General features: G+C 73.5%; 19 protein-coding genes. 10 read left to right on the top strand and 9 right to left on the bottom strand.

Annotated elements, in window-relative coordinates; translation table 11 throughout:
* Positions 1-67 precede the first annotated feature (67 nt).
* Positions 68-370: a DUF4193 domain-containing protein gene (locus O2V61_RS20085; protein ID WP_269185033.1), complete on the bottom strand. Its 303-nt coding sequence runs from the start codon at positions 368-370 to the stop codon at positions 68-70.
* A gap of 333 nt (positions 371-703) precedes the next feature.
* Here O2V61_RS20085 and O2V61_RS20090 point away from each other — a divergent pair, with 333 nt between their 5' ends.
* A complete protein-coding gene (locus O2V61_RS20090) occupies positions 704-1,750 on the top strand; it encodes a phosphotransferase family protein (RefSeq protein WP_269185034.1) in 1,047 nt (348 codons plus the stop codon).
* A 58-nt stretch (positions 1,751-1,808) separates the two neighbouring features.
* Positions 1,809-2,357 (top strand): LytR C-terminal domain-containing protein, encoded by a 549-nt coding sequence (locus O2V61_RS20095; protein WP_269185035.1) that lies wholly within the window; start codon positions 1,809-1,811, stop codon positions 2,355-2,357.
* A 21-nt stretch (positions 2,358-2,378) separates the two neighbouring features.
* On the opposite strand, the gene O2V61_RS20100 is transcribed toward O2V61_RS20095, so the two are convergent.
* Positions 2,379-3,206, bottom strand: a complete 828-nt coding sequence (locus tag O2V61_RS20100) for an inositol monophosphatase family protein (protein ID WP_269185036.1) — start codon at positions 3,204-3,206, stop codon at positions 2,379-2,381.
* A 62-nt stretch (positions 3,207-3,268) separates the two neighbouring features.
* Here O2V61_RS20100 and ppgK point away from each other — a divergent pair, with 62 nt between their 5' ends.
* The 5 genes from ppgK (at position 3,269) to O2V61_RS20125 (ending at position 9,968) form a co-directional block, all read left to right on the top strand.
* On the top strand, positions 3,269-4,012 hold the full coding sequence (gene ppgK / locus O2V61_RS20105; RefSeq protein ID WP_269185037.1) for a polyphosphate--glucose phosphotransferase: 744 nt from the start codon (positions 3,269-3,271) through the stop codon (positions 4,010-4,012).
* Positions 4,013-4,339: 327 nt separating this feature from the next.
* Entirely contained in the window at positions 4,340-5,659 is a 1,320-nt protein-coding gene (locus tag O2V61_RS20110) for an RNA polymerase sigma factor (protein ID WP_331254238.1), read from the top strand.
* 404 nt (positions 5,660-6,063) lie between these two features.
* On the top strand, positions 6,064-6,288 hold the full coding sequence (locus tag O2V61_RS20115; protein ID WP_231558401.1) for a DUF7455 domain-containing protein: 225 nt from the start codon (positions 6,064-6,066) through the stop codon (positions 6,286-6,288).
* A gap of 449 nt (positions 6,289-6,737) precedes the next feature.
* Positions 6,738-8,840: a VanW family protein gene (locus O2V61_RS20120; protein WP_269185039.1), complete on the top strand. Its 2,103-nt coding sequence runs from the start codon at positions 6,738-6,740 to the stop codon at positions 8,838-8,840.
* A gap of 54 nt (positions 8,841-8,894) precedes the next feature.
* Positions 8,895-9,968: a YihY/virulence factor BrkB family protein gene (locus O2V61_RS20125; protein ID WP_269185040.1), complete on the top strand. Its 1,074-nt coding sequence runs from the start codon at positions 8,895-8,897 to the stop codon at positions 9,966-9,968.
* Positions 9,969-9,998: 30 nt separating this feature from the next.
* On the opposite strand, the gene O2V61_RS20130 is transcribed toward O2V61_RS20125, so the two are convergent.
* Complete coding sequence (locus O2V61_RS20130; RefSeq protein WP_269185041.1) at positions 9,999-10,226, bottom strand: DUF3039 domain-containing protein; 228 nt, start codon at positions 10,224-10,226, stop codon at positions 9,999-10,001.
* Positions 10,227-10,297: 71 nt separating this feature from the next.
* On the opposite strand from O2V61_RS20130, the gene O2V61_RS20135 reads away from it, so the two are divergent.
* Both O2V61_RS20135 and O2V61_RS20140 read left to right on the top strand, forming a co-directional pair.
* Positions 10,298-11,227, top strand: a complete 930-nt coding sequence (locus O2V61_RS20135) for a pseudouridine-5'-phosphate glycosidase (RefSeq protein ID WP_269185042.1) — start codon at positions 10,298-10,300, stop codon at positions 11,225-11,227.
* Positions 11,228-11,235: 8 nt separating this feature from the next.
* Entirely contained in the window at positions 11,236-12,120 is an 885-nt protein-coding gene (locus O2V61_RS20140; protein ID WP_269185043.1) for a carbohydrate kinase family protein, read from the top strand.
* A 1-nt stretch (position 12,121) separates the two neighbouring features.
* Here the strand turns inward: O2V61_RS20140 and O2V61_RS20145 are convergent, their stop codons facing one another.
* On the bottom strand, positions 12,122-12,457 hold the full coding sequence (locus tag O2V61_RS20145) for a DUF3099 domain-containing protein (RefSeq protein ID WP_269185044.1): 336 nt from the start codon (positions 12,455-12,457) through the stop codon (positions 12,122-12,124).
* 161 nt (positions 12,458-12,618) lie between these two features.
* Positions 12,619-13,218 carry an HhH-GPD-type base excision DNA repair protein gene (locus O2V61_RS20150; RefSeq protein ID WP_269185045.1) on the bottom strand — a complete coding sequence of 200 codons (600 nt, stop codon included), beginning with the start codon at positions 13,216-13,218 and terminating at the stop codon, positions 12,619-12,621.
* Positions 13,219-13,568: 350 nt separating this feature from the next.
* On the opposite strand from O2V61_RS20150, the gene O2V61_RS20155 reads away from it, so the two are divergent.
* Positions 13,569-14,666 (top strand): alpha/beta fold hydrolase, encoded by a 1,098-nt coding sequence (locus O2V61_RS20155; protein ID WP_269185046.1) that lies wholly within the window; start codon positions 13,569-13,571, stop codon positions 14,664-14,666.
* Positions 14,667-15,205: 539 nt separating this feature from the next.
* Here the strand turns inward: O2V61_RS20155 and O2V61_RS20160 are convergent.
* The 4 genes from O2V61_RS20160 to O2V61_RS20175 form a co-directional block, all read right to left on the bottom strand.
* Positions 15,206-16,420 carry a flavin-containing monooxygenase gene (locus O2V61_RS20160; RefSeq protein WP_269185047.1) on the bottom strand — a complete coding sequence of 405 codons (1,215 nt, stop codon included), beginning with the start codon at positions 16,418-16,420 and terminating at the stop codon, positions 15,206-15,208.
* A complete protein-coding gene (locus tag O2V61_RS20165; RefSeq protein WP_269185048.1) occupies positions 16,417-17,271 on the bottom strand; it encodes an alpha/beta fold hydrolase in 855 nt (284 codons plus the stop codon). The genes O2V61_RS20160 and O2V61_RS20165 overlap by 4 nt, the downstream gene beginning before the upstream one ends.
* The gene (locus O2V61_RS20170) at positions 17,268-17,603 is read right to left on the bottom strand and encodes a hypothetical protein (protein ID WP_269185049.1); all 336 of its coding nucleotides are present in this window, start codon (positions 17,601-17,603) and stop codon (positions 17,268-17,270) included. Before O2V61_RS20170 ends, O2V61_RS20165 begins: the two co-directional genes overlap by 4 nt.
* A 68-nt stretch (positions 17,604-17,671) precedes the next feature.
* Positions 17,672-19,069: an FAD-binding oxidoreductase gene (locus O2V61_RS20175; RefSeq protein WP_269185050.1), complete on the bottom strand. Its 1,398-nt coding sequence runs from the start codon at positions 19,067-19,069 to the stop codon at positions 17,672-17,674.
* Positions 19,070-19,092 lie beyond the last annotated feature (23 nt).

The following is a 19,092-nucleotide window of genomic DNA, read 5'->3' on the forward strand; positions in this document are numbered from 1 at the left end:
TGGAACGGCCCCCCGTGCAGAGGCCCGCCGTGAGCCGGCGAGCAACGCGGGGTACGGGCGTCCCTCTTCAGGCCGCGCAGTCGCGGCAGACCGGCTGCCCGTTGCGGGTGGCGGCCAGCCGGCTGCGGTGGTGCACGAGGAAGCAGCGCGAGCAGGTGAACTCGTCCTCCTGCTTGGGCAGCACCCGGACGGTGAGCTCCTCGTTGGAGAGGTCCGCTCCGGGGAGCTCGAGGGCCTCGTTGAAGTCGGTCTCGTCGACGTCCACCGAGGAGGACTGCGCCTCGGCCCGACGGGCCTTCAGCTCCTCCAGGGAGTCCTCGCCGAGCTCGTCGGTCTCGTTGCGCCGGGGGGCGTCGTAGTCCTGGGCCATGGGGTGCCCCTCACTCTCTCTTCGTCGCGGGCACACGGGCCCGCTCGTCTGCCGTCGGCAGCGGGCGCCGACGGCGGTGGTGCCGGCCGCCAGGGCGGCCGGGGATCTCGCGCCGGTCCGGAGGCCACGTGGCCCCTGTCCCGGGTCGCTCGGTCGTGCACCGGACCACGTCCGGCTCGGCTGGTGGACGAACAGGCCTGCTGCTCGTCCTGCACCCCCGCCAGCCGCCCAACGCCGTCCGGCCCCGGTTTGTGCCCGCCTGCGGGAGACCGACACATCCAGCCGGCCGGGAGGCCGGTCGAGGCGGGGAGCGCCAGAGGCTACCCTGCCGCCGTGGGGACTCCAGTGGGTGCTGATCCGGGGGTCGTCGGCCCCTACCTGGCGGGTGCTCTCGGGCACGAGAAGTGGCGTTCGGTCCGGGTCGAGCTGATCGCCGCCGGCATGTCGAACCTCACCTACGTGGTGACCCCGGAGGGCGGCTCCGAGGACGACGCGGTGATCCTGCGCCGGCCGCCGACCGGGGCCGTGCTGGCCACCGCGCACGACATGGTGCGCGAGCACCGGGTGATCTCCGCGCTGGCCGGCACCCCGGTTCCGGTCCCCCGCACGTTGCACCTGGCGACCGACACCTCGGTCCTCGGCGCCCCGTTCTACGTGATGGAGCGTGTGGTCGGCGTGCACGTGGTCAGCGAGCTGCCGCCCGGGTACGCCGACGAGCCGGCCCAGCGCCGGGCGGTCGCCGACGGCCTGATGGACACCCTCGCGGCCCTGCACGGCGTCGACCCCAACGCGGTCGGGCTGAGCGACTTCGGTCGGCCCGAGGGCTTCCTGGAGCGCCAGGTGCGCCGCTGGACCAAGCAGTGGGACGCCACCCGCGACACCGACCGGCCGGCGCTGGACGCACTGGCCGCCCGGCTGGCCGAGACGGTGCCCACCACCCGGCGCACGGGCATCACGCACGGCGACTACCGGCTGGACAACTGCCTGCTCGACCCGCAGACCCCCGGCCGGGTGCGCGCGGTCCTGGACTGGGAGATGTCCACGCTGGGCGACCCGCTCACCGACCTGGGGATGCTCTTCGTCTACTGGCCCCAGGCCGGCGAGGAGCGAGCCGTCTCGGTCTCCCAGGTCACCACGCTGCCCGGCTTCCCGACCCGACTGGAGCTGGCCGAGCGGTACGCCGCGAGCAGCGGCGCCGACCTGTCGGACCTGGACTGGTACGTGGGCTTCGCGTACTTCAAGTTCGCCGCGATCGTCGCCGGCATCGTGGCCCGGTCGGCGGCCGGTGCGATGGCCGGCAAGGACACCACCGGCTACGCCGACAAGATCGACCCCTGCGTCGAGCTGGGACGCGCCGCACTCGAGGACGGTGCGCTGTAGCCGCTCCCGCCGCCGCTAGGGTCGACTGCGTGTACGTGCCGGCCGCCGTGAGGACCCAGTGACCGAGCTCAGCGACGACACCGCGGAGCGCCGCACCGACGCTCCGCGCCGCAACCGCCGGCCGGTGCCCGCCCTGGTGTTCCTGCTGGTGCTGGCGCTGGCCGCCATGGCCGTGTGGTGGAACGTGCTCGGCGACGAGCGTGCCCGGGAGCAGGCCGCGGCCGCGGTCTGCAGCAGCGCCAGCAACGTGCCGACCGAGCTGGACCCGGCCACGGTGTCGATCAGGGTCTACAACGCCACGGACACCCCCGGACTGGCCGGCGAGGTCACCACGACCCTGGAGAGCCGCGGGTTCGTCGTCAACGAGACCGCCAACGACCCCGGCAGCGCCGAGGTGACCGGCGTCGGTGAGCTGCGCTTCGCCGGCCCGGGCCGGGAGGCCGCCGAGTTCCTCCGGCTCTACCTCCCCGGGGCCACCGACCGGGTCGACACCCGCTCCACCGGCGTCGTCGACCTCGTGATCGGGCCGGACTTCGCCGGACTGGCCAGCGAGGAAGAGGTGGCTGCCGCGCTGGTCGCGGCGGCGAGCGTCGAAGCGGACTGCTGACCGGCGACCGGGGCGACCCGGTCAGCCGGCGGCGTGCAGCCGCTCCAGCAGGGCGAGCAGGGGCGCGGCCACCGACGCGGCGACCGCGACGGCCATGGGCTCGGCGAACGGGCGCCCACCGGTCCCGGTGACGACCAGGCCCGCCTCTGCCGCGATCAGCGCCCCGGCGGCGTGGTCCCAGGGCTTGAGGTCCAGCTCGTAGTAGGCGTCGACCCGACCGGCCGCTGCGGCGCAGAGGTCCAGCGAGGCGCACCCCCAGCGCCGGATGTCGCGGACCTCGGGGAGCAGCTGGGCGACGACCGCCCCCTGGGCGCGGCGCTGCTCCACCCGGTAGCCGAAGCCGGTCGCCACCAGGGTCTGCTCCAGTGAGGCGGGTGAGCTGCCGTGCAGCTGCATCGCTGCCGCGCCCGGTGCGGTGAGCCAGGCACCCTGGCCGCGGACGGCGGTGAACAGCTCGCCGGTGCCGACGTTGAGCACCACGCCGACCTCGGTGCGGCCGTCGACCTCACCGGCGATGGAGACGGCGTAGGCGGGCAGGCCGTAGAGGAAGTTGACGGTGCCGTCGATCGGGTCGACGACCCAGCGGACGCCGCTGGTCCCCTCGTGGGCGGCGCCCTCCTCCCCCAGCACCCCGTCGTCGGGCCGGGCCTCGAGCAGCCGGCGCACGATCAGCGCCTCGCTGGCGGTGTCGACCGCGGTCACGACGTCGACCGGACTCGACTTGGTGTCGACCTGCTCGGCGGCGCTGCTGCGCCCCGCACCGACGAGGACCGCGGCCTCCTCGGCGGTGGCCCGGGCCAGCTCCAGCAGCTCGGTGGACAGGGCGGGTGCGGCAGCGCCGGAGGTCATCACGGAGAGCGATCTTGCCCGACCGGTGCACCTCCGGTGGGCGGGGTCGCTAGCCTGCCTGCGTGCAGGGCTTCGGAGTGGACATCGGTGGCAGCGGCATCAAGGGCTGCGTGGTCGACCTGGACAAGGGCGAGCTGGTCGGGGACCGGGTGCGGATCCCGACTCCCCAGCCGGCCTTGCCCGACCCGGTCTACGGCGTCGTGGCCGAGATCGTCGGTCGGTTCGGGTGGGAGGGGCGCATCGGCGTCACCTATCCGGGGGTGATGAAGCACGGGGAGGCCTTCACCGCCGCCAACATGGACTCCAGCTGGATCGGCACCGACATGGCCGCCGGGCTCGAGGCCGTCATCCCGGGCACCGTCCAGACGCTCAACGACGCCGATGCCGCCGGCATCGCCGAGATGGCCTACGGCGCCGGCCGGGGTCAGCGCGGCCTGGTGCTGATGCTCACCTTCGGCACCGGCATCGGCAGCGCGCTGTTCATCGACGGCACCCTCGTCCCCAACACCGAGTTCGGCCACATCGAGGTCGACGGCCAGGACGGCGAGAAGCGCGCGTCGGCGTCGGCACGGGAGCGCGAGGACCTCAGCTACCCGCAGTGGGCCAAGCGCGTCGACCGGTACCTGGACACGCTGGAGGCCAGCCTCTGGCCGGACCTGATCATCGTGGGCGGCGGGGTGAGCAAGAAGGCGGAGAAGTGGGTGCCGCTGCTGTCCACCCGGACCCGCGTCGTCCCCGCCGAGCTCCTCAACGACGCCGGGATCGTCGGCGCAGCCCTGGCGGCCGAGCAGCACATCGGTCAGTGACGCCGGGCTGACGGCGACCGCCCTGCCGCGGGTGCCGACCGGACGTGCCTGGCATCGAGCCGCATCCGGTACAGAACCTGTGGACCGCCGGGTGCGCATCGTTACAATGAACACGCTCCAACGCGTCGCTCCCCAACCAACAGTTCATCCCCAGTCACGACCCGGCGAAACACCGCACGGCGTGCGCCTCGTCGAGCTGACCGTTGGGGTCCTGCCACGTCGGAACGCCGTACGGGGCCGCTCTCCGCGGGCCCACGGCCCTCCAGGAACGCACCGCAGTAGTACGGGAAGGAACCCCGAGTGCCCGCCGACCAGCCAGGACCGGACGTGACCACGGTGAGCAGCCAGGGTCGCAGCAGGACGGTCGCCGCCCGTACCAGTGCCTCCTCGTCGGCCACCGCACCGGTGACCCCTGCGGCGAGGAAGCCCCCGGCCAAGCGGGCTCCCGCGAAGAAGGCCGCAGCCCGCAAGCCGACGATCGCCCCCTCCCCCGGCACCGGTGAGGGCACCGTCCTGACCGCCGTCGCCTCCGACGGGGCGACCGTCGCCGTCGTCGACGCCGGCGCCGAGGGCCTCAAGCTCGACGAGACCGTCGTCACCGGCAAGGACGGCGTCGCCGTCACCGAGACCGAGGAGAAGGACGCCGAGACCAGCGGCGACTTCGAGTGGGACGACGAGGAGGAGTCCGAGGCGCTGCGCCAGGCCCGCAAGGACGCCGAGCTCACCGCCTCCGCCGACTCCGTCCGTGCCTACCTCAAGCAGATCGGCAAGGTCGCCCTCCTCACCGCCGAGGAGGAGGTCGACCTGGCCAAGCGGATCGAGGCCGGCCTCTACGGCGCCGAACGGCTCCGCCAGGTCGAGGAGGAGGGCCAGAAGCTCTCCCCGCAGATGCGCCGGGACCTCAACTGGATCATCCGGGACGGTGAGCGCGCCAAGAACCACCTGCTGGAGGCCAACCTGCGCCTGGTGGTCTCCCTGGCCAAGCGCTACACCGGCCGCGGGATGGCGTTCCTGGACCTGATCCAGGAGGGCAACCTCGGGCTGATCCGCGCGGTGGAGAAGTTCGACTACACCAAGGGCTACAAGTTCTCGACCTACGCGACCTGGTGGATCCGGCAGGCGATCACCCGCGCGATGGCCGATCAGGCCCGCACCATCCGCATCCCGGTGCACATGGTCGAGGTCATCAACAAGCTCGGCCGCATCCAGCGCGAGCTGCTCCAGGACCTGGGCCGCGAGCCCACCCCGGAGGAGCTGGCCAAGGAGATGGACATCACCCCGGAGAAGGTGCTGGAGATCCAGCAGTACGCCCGGGAGCCGATCAGCCTGGACCAGACCATCGGTGACGAGGGCGACAGCCAGCTCGGTGACTTCATCGAGGACTCCGAGGCCGTCGTGGCCGTCGACGCGGTCAGCTTCACCCTGATGCAGGACCAGCTGACGTCGGTGCTGCAGACGCTGTCGGAGCGTGAGGCCGGCGTGGTGCGGCTGCGGTTCGGGCTCACCGACGGCCAGCCCCGCACGCTGGACGAGATCGGCCAGGTCTACGGGGTCACCCGGGAGCGGATCCGGCAGATCGAGTCCAAGACGATGTCCAAGCTGCGCCACCCCAGCCGCTCCCAGGTGCTCCGGGACTACCTGGACTGAGCCGCAGGCTCCCGGACGGTGCTGTCGCGGCCGGTGACCCGATGGGTCGCCGGCCGCTGGCGTGTCCGGCGCACGGAGCGTCCGCACCGCTCCCAACGGGTGACGGGACGGTGTACGGCGGCACACAACGGGTAGACGGCGTAGCGTGGGGGACGTCAGAACAGCAGCGGACCCACTCACCGACAGCCGGTGAAGCACCACCAAGCACGTGTTCCATCCGGACCCAGTTCCGAACCAGTGACGTCCCCTGCTGACCCGCTCCATCCGCACCTCGAGTGTCACGACCGCATCTCTTTCGGCGAGTCCGTGCACAACAGGCGCCGGAACGGGAACACGAGGGGCCATCCTGGCGCTGTGCAGGAGGCCGATCCGCAGCCGCGGGTCCGTGCGGTAGAGAGCGAGTGATGAGCCAGATGACCCAGACGCTGACGACGACCCCGCCCACCGAAGAACTCGTCGTTCCCTTCCACTGCGACCGTTGCGGTGCTCTGGCCAAGGTGCGCGTGGTCCTCCCCAGTGGGAGCGACCTCGTCTTCTGTGGACACCACGCACGTGAGTACGAGGACAAGCTGCGCGACATCGCAGCCGACATCATCGAGACCGACGGCGAGGCGCGCCTCTCCAACTGAGCGGGGCAACTATCGTCGCGCCAGCGATGAAGCCCTCACCCGACGAAGCCGCCGACAGTCCGGACCCGCAGCGCGGGGACGGGCAGTCGGCGGCTTCGTCGTCCTCAGGACCGGCTGCCGGTCCCGATCAAGCCGGAGATCGACCGATGCCGCAGGAGCCCCGCGGGGTCTCGGACACCGTGCGCCTGCAACCCGACGGCACCGTCGGCAGCAGTCGCCCGGCGCCCCCCGCACCACCGGCCCCGCCCAGCGCGGGGCCCGTCGGTGCCGATGCACCGGCCGAGTCCGAGCCGCCGGCACCCGCCGAGGACTCGGACGCCCAGCAGCCATCGGACACCGCGGATCCGGCCGACGACCCACACCCCGCAGCCGCCGCACGACCCGCGGACACCGCGGGGCCGGTGGAAGACGCACAGCAGCCGAGCACCCCACCGCCCGGGGACACCCAGGTGATCGGTCCGCCCGTCGAGGGCGACGCCGCCCCACCGCTGGCTGCACCGGGGCAGTCCCCGGCCACCTCGGCATCCGCACCGTCGGCCGGGACCACCGCACCGGCCGACGCCCCGACGACCTCGGGCACCCCGGCAGCCGGGTCTGCGGTCGAGGACACCGCCGTCGTCACCCGGGTCGCCTCCCCGCCCCCGGCGCCCGAGACCGGCCACGACGACGGGGCGCACTCGACGCCGCCGGCCGGGTCCTCGCCCGTCGCCGACCGGGGTGGGCCCGGCGGCCCGCCACCGGCGGACCCCTCCTCCGGCGGGGAGGGCGACGACGGTCCCCCGTGGCGGCGACGTCGGGTGCTCGTCCCGGCGGCCGCGCTCCTCGCGCTGACCGTCCTCTACGGCGCCGACCTGGCCCTCGCGGGGGGCGACGTGCCCCGCGGGACGGTCGTCGGTGGCGTGGACGTGGGCGGTCTGTCCCCCGCTGCCGCCGCACAGCGGCTGGAGGGCGACCTGGCCCCCAAGGTCGCCGCCGACCACCCGGTGGTGGCCGACGACGTGACCGGGGTGCTGCACCCGGCGACGGCCGGGATCGCCCTGGACGTGCCGGCCACCGTCGACGCCGTGGACGACCAGCCGCTCAACCCGTGGACGCGGCTCACCTCGCTCTTCGGCGACCGCGAGGTCGACGCCGTCCTCACCGGGGACGAGACGGCTCTGGCGGCACAGGTCGACCAGCTGGCCGCCACCGTCGACCGCGCGCCGGCCGACGCCACGATCACCCTCGAGGGCACCGAACCGTCGGTCGTGGAACCGCTCGAGGGCCGCACCCTCGACCGGGCCGGCGCCGCCGAGGCGATCACCGAGACGCTGGCCGCAGGTGGGGCGGTGGACGAGCCCATCGACCTGCCGGTCGAGAAGACCGAGGTCCAGGTCCAGTCCGACGAGGCCGCGCGGGTGCTGGAGGAGACGGTGACCCCGGCGCTCTCCGCGCCGGTCACCGTGGTCGGCCCCGAGGGTCCGGAGTCCGTGGAGATCCCGGTCACCGCGATCGCCGCGTCCCTCACGTTCACCCCGCAGGAGGACGGCACCCTCGCCGTCGGCATCGACCCGGAGGCGCTGCAGGCGGAGGTGGGCGAGGACTTCGGCGTCTTCGGCTCCCCCGCCCAGGACGCCCGGTTCGAGGTCTCCGGGGACACGATCAGCATCGTCCCGTCGGTCGACGGCCAGGGCATCAACCCCGTCCAGCTGGCCGACCAGCTGCTCCCGGTGCTCTCCGAGCCGGCTCCGCGCACCGTCACCGGCGTGCTCGGCCCGGTACCGGCGTCCCTCACCACCGAGCAGGCGCAGGCGCTGGGGATCACCGAGAAGGTCAGCTCCTTCACCACCGAGTTCACCAACCAGGCCAGTGGCACGAACATCCGGGTCGTGGCAGCAGAGGTCGACGGCGCCCTCGTCCGACCGGGCGAGACCTTCAGCCTCAACGGCTACACCGGTCCCCGCGGCACGGCGCAGGGCTACGTCCCGGCGGCGGTGATCAGCGGCGGAGAGCTGTCGCAGGCGGTGGGCGGTGGGATCAGCCAGTTCGCGACCACGATGTTCAACTCGGTGTTCTTCGCCGGGTTGGAGGACGTCTACCACAAACCGCACAGCTTCTACATCAGCCGCTACCCGGCCGGGCGCGAGGCCACGGTCTACGAGGGCCAGATCGACCTCAAGTGGCGCAACGACACCGACACCGGCATCTACGTCCAGACCGAGTGGACCCCCAGCTCGCTGACGGTCACCTTCTGGGGCACGAAGTACTACGACATCGAGTCGATCAGCAGCGCGCGCCGCAACATCCGGGAACCCGCCGTCCAGGAGAAGGTGGACGACGGCAACTGCATCCCCCAGTCGGGGGCGCGCGGCTTCGACATCACCGTGACCCGGGTCTTCCGGGACCTCACCAGCAACGCCGAGCTGCGCCGCGAGGAGTTCGACACCCGCTACGCGGCCGAGGCGATCATCACCTGCGTGGCCCCGCCCGAGCCGCCCGCAGACCCGGCCGCCGACGCCGCAGCTGTGCCGACCACCCCGCCGAGCACCCCGCCGCCCGCCCCGGCCGGCTGACGGCGGGACGGACGCCGACGGATCCGGGTCATCTCGGCCGTGCACACTGGACCCGTGGCCTCCGTCGTCCGTCGCAGCTCACCCGAGCGCGCCGGTGACCTGGCGGACGATGCCGCCGACCCGGCACCGGCCCCCGAGCAGGAGACCGGGACGGCTGCGCAACCACCTCGCCGCGGGCCGGTCGGCCGGCTGCCGACGCCCCTGCGGATCCCGCTGCAGGTGCTCGGCCGCACACTGACCAAGGCCTGGAACGACCGCATCCTGGGGCTGTCGGCGGAGGCGGCCTTCTGGCAGATCCTCTCGGTCCCCCCGCTGCTCATCGGGCTGCTGGGCTCCCTGGGCTACCTCAGCTCCTGGATCGGCACCGCCCCGGTGGCCCAGATCGAGGCCGAGCTGCTCAGCGCCTCCACCGAGGCGCTGACCCCGCGGGTGGTGGCCGAGCTGGTCGAGCCGACGCTCAACGACATCCTCGGGTCAGGCCGGCTGGAGGTGGTCAGCCTGGGCTTCGTGATCTCGTTGTGGGCCGGTTCCTCGGCCACCGCGACGTTCCTGAACACCGTCGTCATCGCCTACGACCAGCGCGACGTGCGGGGCCCGATCAGGACCCGGCTGATGGCGCTGTGGCTCTTCGTCATCGGCCTGGTGCTCGCCGTGCTGACCCTGCCGCTGCTGGTGCTGGGGCGCGGCACCCTGGTGCAGCTCATGCCCACCGAGTGGCAGGACACCGCCACGCTGCTGGTCAACGCCGTCTACTGGCCGTTGGTGATCATCGCCCTGGTCCTGGGGCTCACCAGCTTCTACCACGTGATCCTGCCGCGGCGGCTGCCCTGGACCCGACACCTGCTCGGCGGGTGCTTCGCGGTCGCCTTCTTCATGGGTGCAGCGGTGCTGCTGCGCAGCTACGTGGCCGACATCCTCACCGTGGCCCTGCCCTACGGTGCGCTGGCCGCGCCGATCGCCGCGCTGCTGTTCTGCTTCCTGCTCGGGATGTCCCTGCTCCTGGGCGCCGAGCTGAACGCCACCATCGAGGCGTGGTGGCCGGCTCCGCGCCCCCGGCACGACCAGCGTCGGCAGCGCCGGCGGGCGGCGAAGATCGAGCTCGAGGCGCAGAAGCTCGGCCTGCGGTAGCAGGTCGGTCCGCGCAGCACGGCCCTCCTGCTACTTCTTGAGCTGGTTGTAGACCTCCTTGCAGGCCGGGCACACCGGGCTGCCGGGCTTGGGGGTCTTGGTCACCGGGAAGACCTCGCCGCACAGCGCCTCGACCATCGACCCCATGACCGCACTCTCGGCGATCTTGTTCTTCTTGACGTAGTGGAAGACCTCGTTGGCGTTGCCGGTGTCGGACTCGCGGACGTCCGGACGCTCGAGGATGTCGGCGCTGCTCATGGGCTGCTCCCTCAGTTCTCGGTTTCGGGCCGGGATCCGGTCCGTGACGGGCTGCCCACCATGATGGCAGGGTGCCCATCGCCTCCCCCATCAGTCCGTCCGCCCTCTCCCCCGAGGTGGCCGACGCGCTCGCCACCGGCCGGCCGGTGGTGGCGCTGGAGAGCACCCTGCTGGCGCACGGCCTGCCCCGCCCGGAGAACCGAGCTGCGGCCGACCGGATCGAGGACGCCGTCCGCACCGGTGGCGCCGTCCCGGCCACCATCGCCGTGCTGGACGGCGTGCCCCACGTCGGGCTGACCGCGGCGGAGGCCGACCGCGTGTGCGCCGACCCGGAGCTCGCCAAGCTCGGGGTCCGTGACCTGCCGGTCGCCATGGCGCTGGGGCGCAGCGGCGCCACCACGGTCTCGAGCACCGCCCTGCTCGCCGCCCGGGCCGGGATCGGCGTCTTCGCCACCGGCGGGCTCGGCGGGGTGCACCGGCACGCCGCGGACACCTTCGACGAGTCCGCGGACCTGGTGGCGCTGGCCCGCACCTCGCTCGTCGTGGTCTGCGCCGGGGTCAAGTCGATCCTCGACGTCCCGGCGACGCTGGAGCGACTGGAGTCCCTGTCGGTCACCGTCGTCGGCTGGCGCACCGACCGGTTCCCCGGGTTCTACGTCGCCGACTCGGGCTCCCCGGTCGACTGGTCGGTGGCCTCCGCCGCCGAGGCGGCCCGGGTGTTCGCCGCCCGGCGCGAGCTGGTGCCCGGCGCGGTGGTGGTGGCCAACCCGCTCCCGGTCGACGAACAGCTGGACGCCGAGCTGCACGACCGGGTGATCGCCGACGCGCTGGCCGCGGCGGACGCCGCCGGGGCTCGTGGCAAGGACGTGACGCCGTTCGTCCTGGCGCACCTGCACGAGGCGAGCGGCGGCGCGAGCCTGGAGGTCAACGTGCGGCTGGTGCTGCGCAACGCCGAGCTGGCCGGGCAGATCGCGGCCGAGCTCGCCGCGCTCGCCGGCTGAACCCGGCCGTGACCGCTCGTCCGGTGGTCGTCGTGGGCGATGTCTGCACCGACGTCGTCGTCCTGCTGGCCGGTGCACCGGCACCCGGATCGGACCGGCCGGCGTCGATCAGCACGCGGGGCGGCGGTGCCGGGGCCAACGTGGCCGCGCACCTGGCGGCGCTCGACACCCCGGTGCTGCTCGCCGGCTGCGTGGGTGCGGACGTCGTCGGGGAGTCACTGTGCCGTGAGCTGGCGGCCGCGGGGGTGGACCTCGCGGTGCGCGCGGTGGACGCGGCATCGACCGGGACGGTCATCAGCCTGGTGGAGCCGGGCGGCGAGCGGAGCATGCTGGCCGATCGCGGCGCCAACCTGGCGCTGCGGCCCGCCGACGTGCCGGCCCCTGCACCGGGCGGGCACCTGCACCTGTCGGGGTACACGCTGCTGGACCCCGCGCCGCGAGCCGCCGGGCTGGCGGCACTCGCGGCGGCGCAGCAGGCGGGCTGCACCACCTCGGTCGACCCGGCCTCGACCGGCCCGCTGACCGGCTACGGGGTCGACCGGTGGCTCGCCGACACCGCCGCGGTGACGCTGCTGCTGCCCAACGCCGCGGAGGCCCAGCTGCTGACCGGGTGCACCGACCCGGGATCGGCCGCCCGAGAGCTGGCGGGCCGGTACCCGGTGGTGGTGGTCAGCCTGGGCGCCGACGGCGCGCTGTGGGCGGCCGGCGAGCTGCTGCTGCACCGGCCGGCGCACGCGGTGAGGGTCGTGGACACCACGGGCGCCGGCGACGCGCTCACCGCGGGGGTGCTCGCGGCGTGGGCGGCCGCAGGCGGGGCGCCCGACCCGGCAGCTGCCCTGGAGGCCGGTCTGGCCCGGGCTGCCACCGTGGTGGGACGTCCCGGCGCCCGCTGACTCACATGTCGATGACGCGGGCCTTGCTGCTGCCGGACTCCAGGATTCGATCGGGTGCCGGCGGCCGGTAGCGGTTCATGTCGATCTTCTTCTTCGGCGGCCGGTCGTTGGCCATGACCACGGCGACCCACGGCAGCACCGTGCCGAGGACGGCGAAGACCGCCATCAACCAGATGGAGTAGGTGTAGGTCATCGCCGCGAGGACGAGGCTGATGCCACGGATCGCCATGGTGATCGCGTAGCGCTTCTTGCGTGCGGCGTGCTGGTCGACCTGGCTGGGCTCGGCCTCGGTGATGAGGACCGGCTCGTTGCGGCTGCTGGACTGGCTGGAGGCCACGGACGCCCTTCCCTGGACCGGCCGGGGGAAGGGCGGCGGTGGTCGGCTGGATCGCGCGTCTGGGTGGTTCGACCGGCCCCCGGAGCCCCCGGCTCCTGGGACCCATGGTGCCACTCGATCGTGCACCATGCAGCGGTCCGGCGAGCCGTCCGCGCGGTGCCTCAGTCGCTGCTCGGCTTCGCGCCGCGCGCCTCCTTGGCGGCCTGCTTGGCGGCCTGCTTGACGCTGCGCACCTCGGCCAGCGACTCCGGGTCGGTGATGTCGGCGACCGACCGGCGCGACCCCTGCTGGCCGTAGTCGCCGGCGGCCTCCCGCCAGCCCGGCGGGGTGACGCCGCACTGCTTGCCCAGCAGCGCCAGGAAGATCGCCGCCTTCTGGGCGCCGAAGCCGGGCAGCTCCCGCAACCGGCGGAGCAGGGTGGCGCCGTCCGGGACGTCGGCCCAGACGGCGTCGGCGCGGCCGTCGTACCGCTCGACCAGCGCGCGGGCGAGCTCCTGGGTGCGGCCGGCCATCGACCCGGGGTACCGGTGCACGGCCGGCGGGCCGGCGAAGTGCTGCCGCAGCACCTCGGGGTCGCACTCGGCGATCTCCACTGCGGACAGCGTCCGCACACCCATCCGGTCGGCCAGCAGCCGCGGCCCGGCGAAGGCCCGTTCCATCGGGAACTGCTGGTCCAGCAGCATGCCGACCAGCAGCGCGAGCGGGTCGCGGCTGAGCAGCTCGTCGGCGGCGTCGTCCTGGGCGATGCGGAGTGTCGGCACGCCGGAGATGGTGCCGTACAGAACCCGCGGCGCAATCGTCGCCGGCAGGGCCATCGACCCGCAGCGCCTCGACGCCGCCGACGACGAGGTCGTCCAGCTGTGGCGCTGGAGATCATCCGGACAGGGAGCCTGACGACACCCCGTGATCCGCCGCCGGCGCCTTCCCGGGCACTCCAGCGGTCAGGCGGTGCGGCCCCCGTGGATCCACTCGTCCACAGGTCGGGTGCAGGCCGCCGCCCCACGGCAGCGAAGAAGACCAGAGCGAGCCAGCCCGGGGCGTCGAGGCCCCGGTGCCCTCGACGAGGGTGGCCCCGGTCCGCAGGTGGTCGCCATCGCGAGAGGATCGGCAGATGCGGCGTTCTCCAGCTCTCCGGGCCGTGCTGGCCGCGGGGCTGGTGATCACCGTGCTCGCCATCGCGGGGCTCGTGTGCCATCCGGCCGTGCGCGCGAGCGCGAAGTCCGTGTTCGTGCTCGACGCCGCACTCGACGGGCCGCTCCCCCGGCCGTGGGCGCCGTCGGTCGCGCGCAGTGAGCAGGAGATGGGTGACGTGCTCGTCGACCGCTACTCCCCCGCTGCTGACGCGCCGCCGGTCCTCGTGGTGCCCGGTGCGGCTCCCGCCGGACGGGACGACGAGCGTGTCGTGTCGCTGGCATCGTCGCTGGCCGCCGCGGGACGGGAGGTGGTGGTCCCCGAGCTGAGCCTCTACGAGGAGGTGCTGGATGTCGATGACGTCGCCCGGGTCGTGGAGGTGGCCGCCGAGCTCTGCCGCGGTGGCGACGACCTGGTGCTCCTCGGGTTCTCCTTCGGCGGGTCTCTCGCCCTGGTCGCGGCCGCGGACGAACGCGTGGCCGGTTGCATCGACACGGTCGCCACCTTCGGCGCCTACGCCGACCTGGTCGGGATGCTCCAGGCGGCGGTGACCGGGGTGTCCGTGGTGGACGGTGAGGTGCACCCGTGGCGGGCCGCCGACGAGTCCGTCGTCCGCACGGTGCTACGGGACGCCGCCACGCAGCTGGTGCCCGAGGACCAGCGCGAGCCGCTGCGCCGCGCGCTCGAGCAGCGGGAGCCGAGCGATCTCCCCGCGGCCGCGCGCCACGTCTACCGCATGGCGACGACCGACGATCCGGCGCTGGTCGCCGACCTCGCCCGGGACCTCCCCCCGCCCGGGGACGCCCTCGTCGAGACGTTCTCCCCGGTGGACGTGGCCGACGAGGTCGAGGCCGACGTGCTGGCCGTGCACGCCCTCGACGACCCCGCCGTGCCGGTCGCGGAGCTCCTCCGCCTCCAGCGGGCCTTCCCGGAGGCGGAGGTGGGGGTCGTCCGCTCGTTCGACCACGTCGACCTGACCACGGACACCGACCTCGGCGCGCTGCTCGGCGATCTGCTGACCGCCTGGGCGTTCATGCGGGGTGCGCTCCGGCCGCAGGAGGACTGGCCGTGGCAGTAGGAGTCTGCTGAACGACCAGGGCAGCGGGCCGCCGTCGGGGGCCGCCGTACGGCGAGCTCCAGCGACTCCCCGCCGGCGTCGGGCAACGCCCACAGCCACATCTCGTCGTCCAACGAGGTGCAGGTGCGTCGTGCAGTTGCGGCGCTGGGAGCGCGCTGAACAGGGCTGCGGCAGACGGTCATCGGGCCGGACCGCCGCACCGCATGGTGCGATGGCGGAGGGGGCACGGACGTGGAGAGTCGTTCCTGCGGCTGATCAGCTGCTTCCTTGACGCACGTGCTGGTCCAGCAGCAGGCCGATCAGCAGCGCGAGCGGAGCGCGGCCGAGCAGCTCGTCGGCGGCGTCGTCCTGGGCGATGCGGATCGTCGGCACACCGGCCGGGCTGCCCCCACTCGACCAAGCCCCGAGCGCAGCTCACCCTGGCCCGTGTGCCGCACCGGTCGGTGCGGTTCCGGGACGACGAGGAGGGAGCGGCCGAGGTCCGGGCGCGGCACGAGGAGGCCCTCGGCGCGGCGCGCCCCCTGCCCCGCCCGCGGCCGTCACGCCCACCCCGGCCGGTGCACGAACCACCGTGTCGGCTCTTCCTCCTCGTCCCGTTCCCGGTACTCGCCGGCGATCGCCGCCGCCGTGCGCCGGGCGCGCTGACCGGCGGCGGCGAGCAGCCCGGGCCGCATCCCGAAGTTGACGAACCGGAGCCCTGGCAGTGCGGGCTCCTCGTCCTGGGCCACCGGCAGGCCGTCCTCGTCGAGCACGTCGAGGTCGCCCAGCAGCGACTCCAGCTCCGGGCGCAGACCCGTTGCGGCGATCACGGCGTCGACCCGCAGGCTGCTGCCGTCGGCCAGGTGCACGTGGTCCCCGTCCAGCCGGTGGACCGCTGCCACCACCCGAATCCGACCGGCCCGCAGGTCGTCCACGACCTCGCGGTCGACGATGGCCGGGCCGGCGTCGTGCGGCCGGCGCTGGCGGGTGAACGGGCCCTCGTCCGGCGTGGGCAGGTCGACGTCGGTGAGGTCGCCGATGGTGAGCCGCTGCAGCGGCCGCACGGCCGCGTCGGCCACCTGCGGAGGCAGCCGGCGCAGCAGGTTGATCGCCGGGTCGCCGGGCATCCCGGCCACCGCCCGGGGCAGGATGTTCGGTGGCGTGCGCACCGACAACCAGACGGTGCGGGCTCCGCCGGACACCAGGTCGTGCGCGATCTCGAACCCCGACGAGCCTGCCCCTGCCACGAGCACGTCGGACCCGGTGAACAGGGCCGCATCGGTGTAGTCGATGGAGTGCAGGACTCGGACCGAGGACCGGTCCGAGCCCCACTCCGACGGCACGGTGCCGCGGGCCAGCAGCCCGGTGGCGACGACGACCTCCCCGGTGCGCCAGTCCCCGTGGTCGGTGGCGACCCGCCACTGCCCTCGGTCGTCGGTCACCTGCCGCACGTGCACGCCCGTGTGGACGTCGAGCCCGGCGGCGGCGCAGTAGGACTCGAGGTAGGCGACCACGGCGTCCCGGCCCGGGAAGGTGCCGGCCTCGCGGGGCATCGGCATCTCCGGCAGCGCGGAGAAGGCCCGGCCGCTGTTCAGCCGGAGACCGCGGTAGCGACCGCGCCAGGCAGCGCCGACGCCGTCCCCCTCCTCGAGGACGACGGCCGGCACCCCGCGGCGGCCGAGGGCGGCGGCGGTGGCCAGGCCGGTCGGCCCGGCCCCGATCACCACGACCGGCAGCGTCTGCTCTGACCCGGTTCGTGCTGTGTCGTTCGTCATCGTGGACTCCTTCCGTCGGTTTCGCCGACTCCCCTGGTCGGACCAACGGCGGCCTCGCGCACCGCGTCGACCACTGCTCCCGGGCGGTCGAGGACGGCGAAGTGACCGGCCCGCTCGATCCGGACGGTGCGCATCCTCGGGATGCGCCGCTGCATGTCGGCGTGCAGCTGCTCGTACCAGGGGCCGCTGTCCTCGCCCAGCAGCCAGTGGAGTGGCACCGGGCAGACCGCGACGTCGCCGGCCTTTACGTGGTGCATCAGGACTCCGGCGGGATGCGGGTCGAGTTCGGCGAGCATGGCGTCCGCGCAGTCGAGCAGCTCCTCCTGAACCTCCGCCGGTGCGTCATCGAAGGAGCTCCCGCCGGATCTCCGGACACCAGCCCAGCGGAAGAAGTGCGCCGCCGCCTCGCGGCGTCGACCCCGCACCTGGAGGGTCTTGGCGCCGAGCAGCGCCGGGATCAGCCCGTTCCGCGGCCTCCGCAGCCCGTGGAACGGGGGCTCCAGGACCACGACGGAGGAGACGAGATCCGGCCGACGGGTGGCCAGGGCCAGTGCGACGTTCCCACCACTGCTCCAGCCGAAGACCGTCGCCGGGGCGCGTGCCACGCCTTCGAGCACCGCGGCCAGGTCTGCCACGTGGCGTCGGGCATCAGCGGTGGGAGTGCCTTCGGACCGGGGGAAACCGCGGCGGTCGTACCGGATGACGCGGTGGTCCTCGGCGAGCATCGCGGGCACGGCTCCCCACACCGCCGACCCGGTCCCCGCACCGTGCACGAGGACGACCGGGTCGCCGGCCCCGTCCTCGTCACAGGCCAGACGAGCACCGTCGAGCGGGAGCATCAGCGTGTTCATCGCGGATCCACCCCGAACGCGACCAGCGTGTCCTCGCCCACCGTCCAGGCGTCGTGCCCCGGGGGGATCCGGACAGCGTCCCCGGGGCCGCTCTCCAGTTCCTCGCCGCTGTCCATCCGGATCCCCATCCGTCCGGCCACGACGAAGAGCATGTGGTCCTCGCGGCAGGTCTCGATGCCCTCGAGCGGCCCGAGGTGGAGGGAGTAGCGCCAGCCCGGTCCGGCGGTCAGCCGCCAGGCCGTGTACTCGCCGACGGCACCCCAGGCGAGGTGGCCGTGCTCGAACTCCTGCACGGATTCGACGCGGGTGTCCAGGTTCGTGTGTTCCAGCATGATCGTGCCTCCGGGACTACGGGAACGCTTCCTACGTCCGGCGGCCGGTCCATCCGGCCGGTCCGGGATCAGCCGGGCGGGATGTTGTGGTTGACGTGGAAGAGGTTGCGGGGGTCGTAGCGCCGCTTGACCTCGACCAGCCGCTCGTACGTGGCCGGGCCGAAGACGGTGCGCGGGTCGACGGCCCGATGGCCGGCGGCCTCGCGACCCTGGAAGTTCAGGTACTGGCCGCCGGTGGCGAACTCGTCCATGTCCCCGGACAGTCCCCGGACGAAGGCGACCCGGTCGTCGTCGGCCGCGGCGTCGTCCCAGAAGCCGTAGACGTTGATCCAGAAGCGGGCCGAGCGGTTCGGGAAGGCCGTGGTGTCCTCGGGCACCCGGCCGAAGGCGCCACCGAGGTGGTGGACGTCGAAGGCCGTGCCGACCCAGGTCTGCTCGCGGCCACGCCGGGTCAGGACGTCGATCACCTCGTCGTCGAGCCGGTCGAAGGAGGCGTTGCGCCAGTAGGCACGCACGCCCTTCGGGACCAGCCCGTCGAGGACCGACTGCCATTCCACCCATCGGTTGTCGCCGACCTGCTCGACGTCCGGTGGCGCGGCCTCGCGCAACCGGCCGACGACGGCTTCACCAGCTGCGCGATCGGGCGAGGCCCAGGCGAACCCGACGACCAGGAGCGGATCGCTCCCCATCTCCATGGCCGGTGGTGGCGTCAGGGTCGTGGTGATCATGGTCATCTCGTCGGGCAGGTCCCGGGTCCACCGCTCCAACGCTGCCCACGCCTCGGGCCAGCGGTCCTGGCCGTACACCAGGTTGCCGCTGAACACCTCCGGCCCGTGCCGGTGGGCCCGGAAGGTGAAGGCGGTGACGACGCCGAAGTTGCCACCGCCCCCGCGAAGACCCCAGAAGAGGTCGGCGTGCTCGTCGGGTCCCGCGGTCAGCCGCTCGCCGTCGGCGGTGACGACCTCGGCGGACAGCAGGTTGTCGGCGGTCAGCCCGTAGGGCCGGGTCAACCAGCCGACGCCGCCGCCGAGGGTGAGGCCGCCGACGCCGGTGGCGGACACCACGCCGAGCGGCACCGCCAGCCCGTACGGCTGGGTGGCGGCGTCCACGTCGGCCAGGGTCGCACCCCCCTCGACGCGGACCGTGGCGTTGTCCGGGTCGACCGTCACCCCGTTCAGGTCCCCCAGGTCGAGCACGATCCCGTCGTCGACGGTGCCGTTGCCGGCCACGTTGTGCCCGCCGGCCCGGATCGCCAGGTCGAGCCCGTGGTCCCGCGCCGCGGCGATCGTCGAGACGACGTCGTCGACATCGGCCGCACGGACCACGGCGGACGGACGCCGGTCGATCATCGCGTTCCAGACCGTGCGGGCCTCGTCGTACTCCGGGTCCCCCGGCGCGGTCACGGCGCCGTCCACCCGCCGGCGGAGCTGATCCAGTTGGTCCTGCACGAGGTGCGGAGCAGACATGGTCGAGTTCTCCTTCGGTGTCG

The sequence above is a fragment of the Modestobacter sp. VKM Ac-2985 genome (assembly GCF_026967925.1).
Taxonomy (GTDB): Bacteria; Actinomycetota; Actinomycetes; order Mycobacteriales; family Geodermatophilaceae; genus Modestobacter.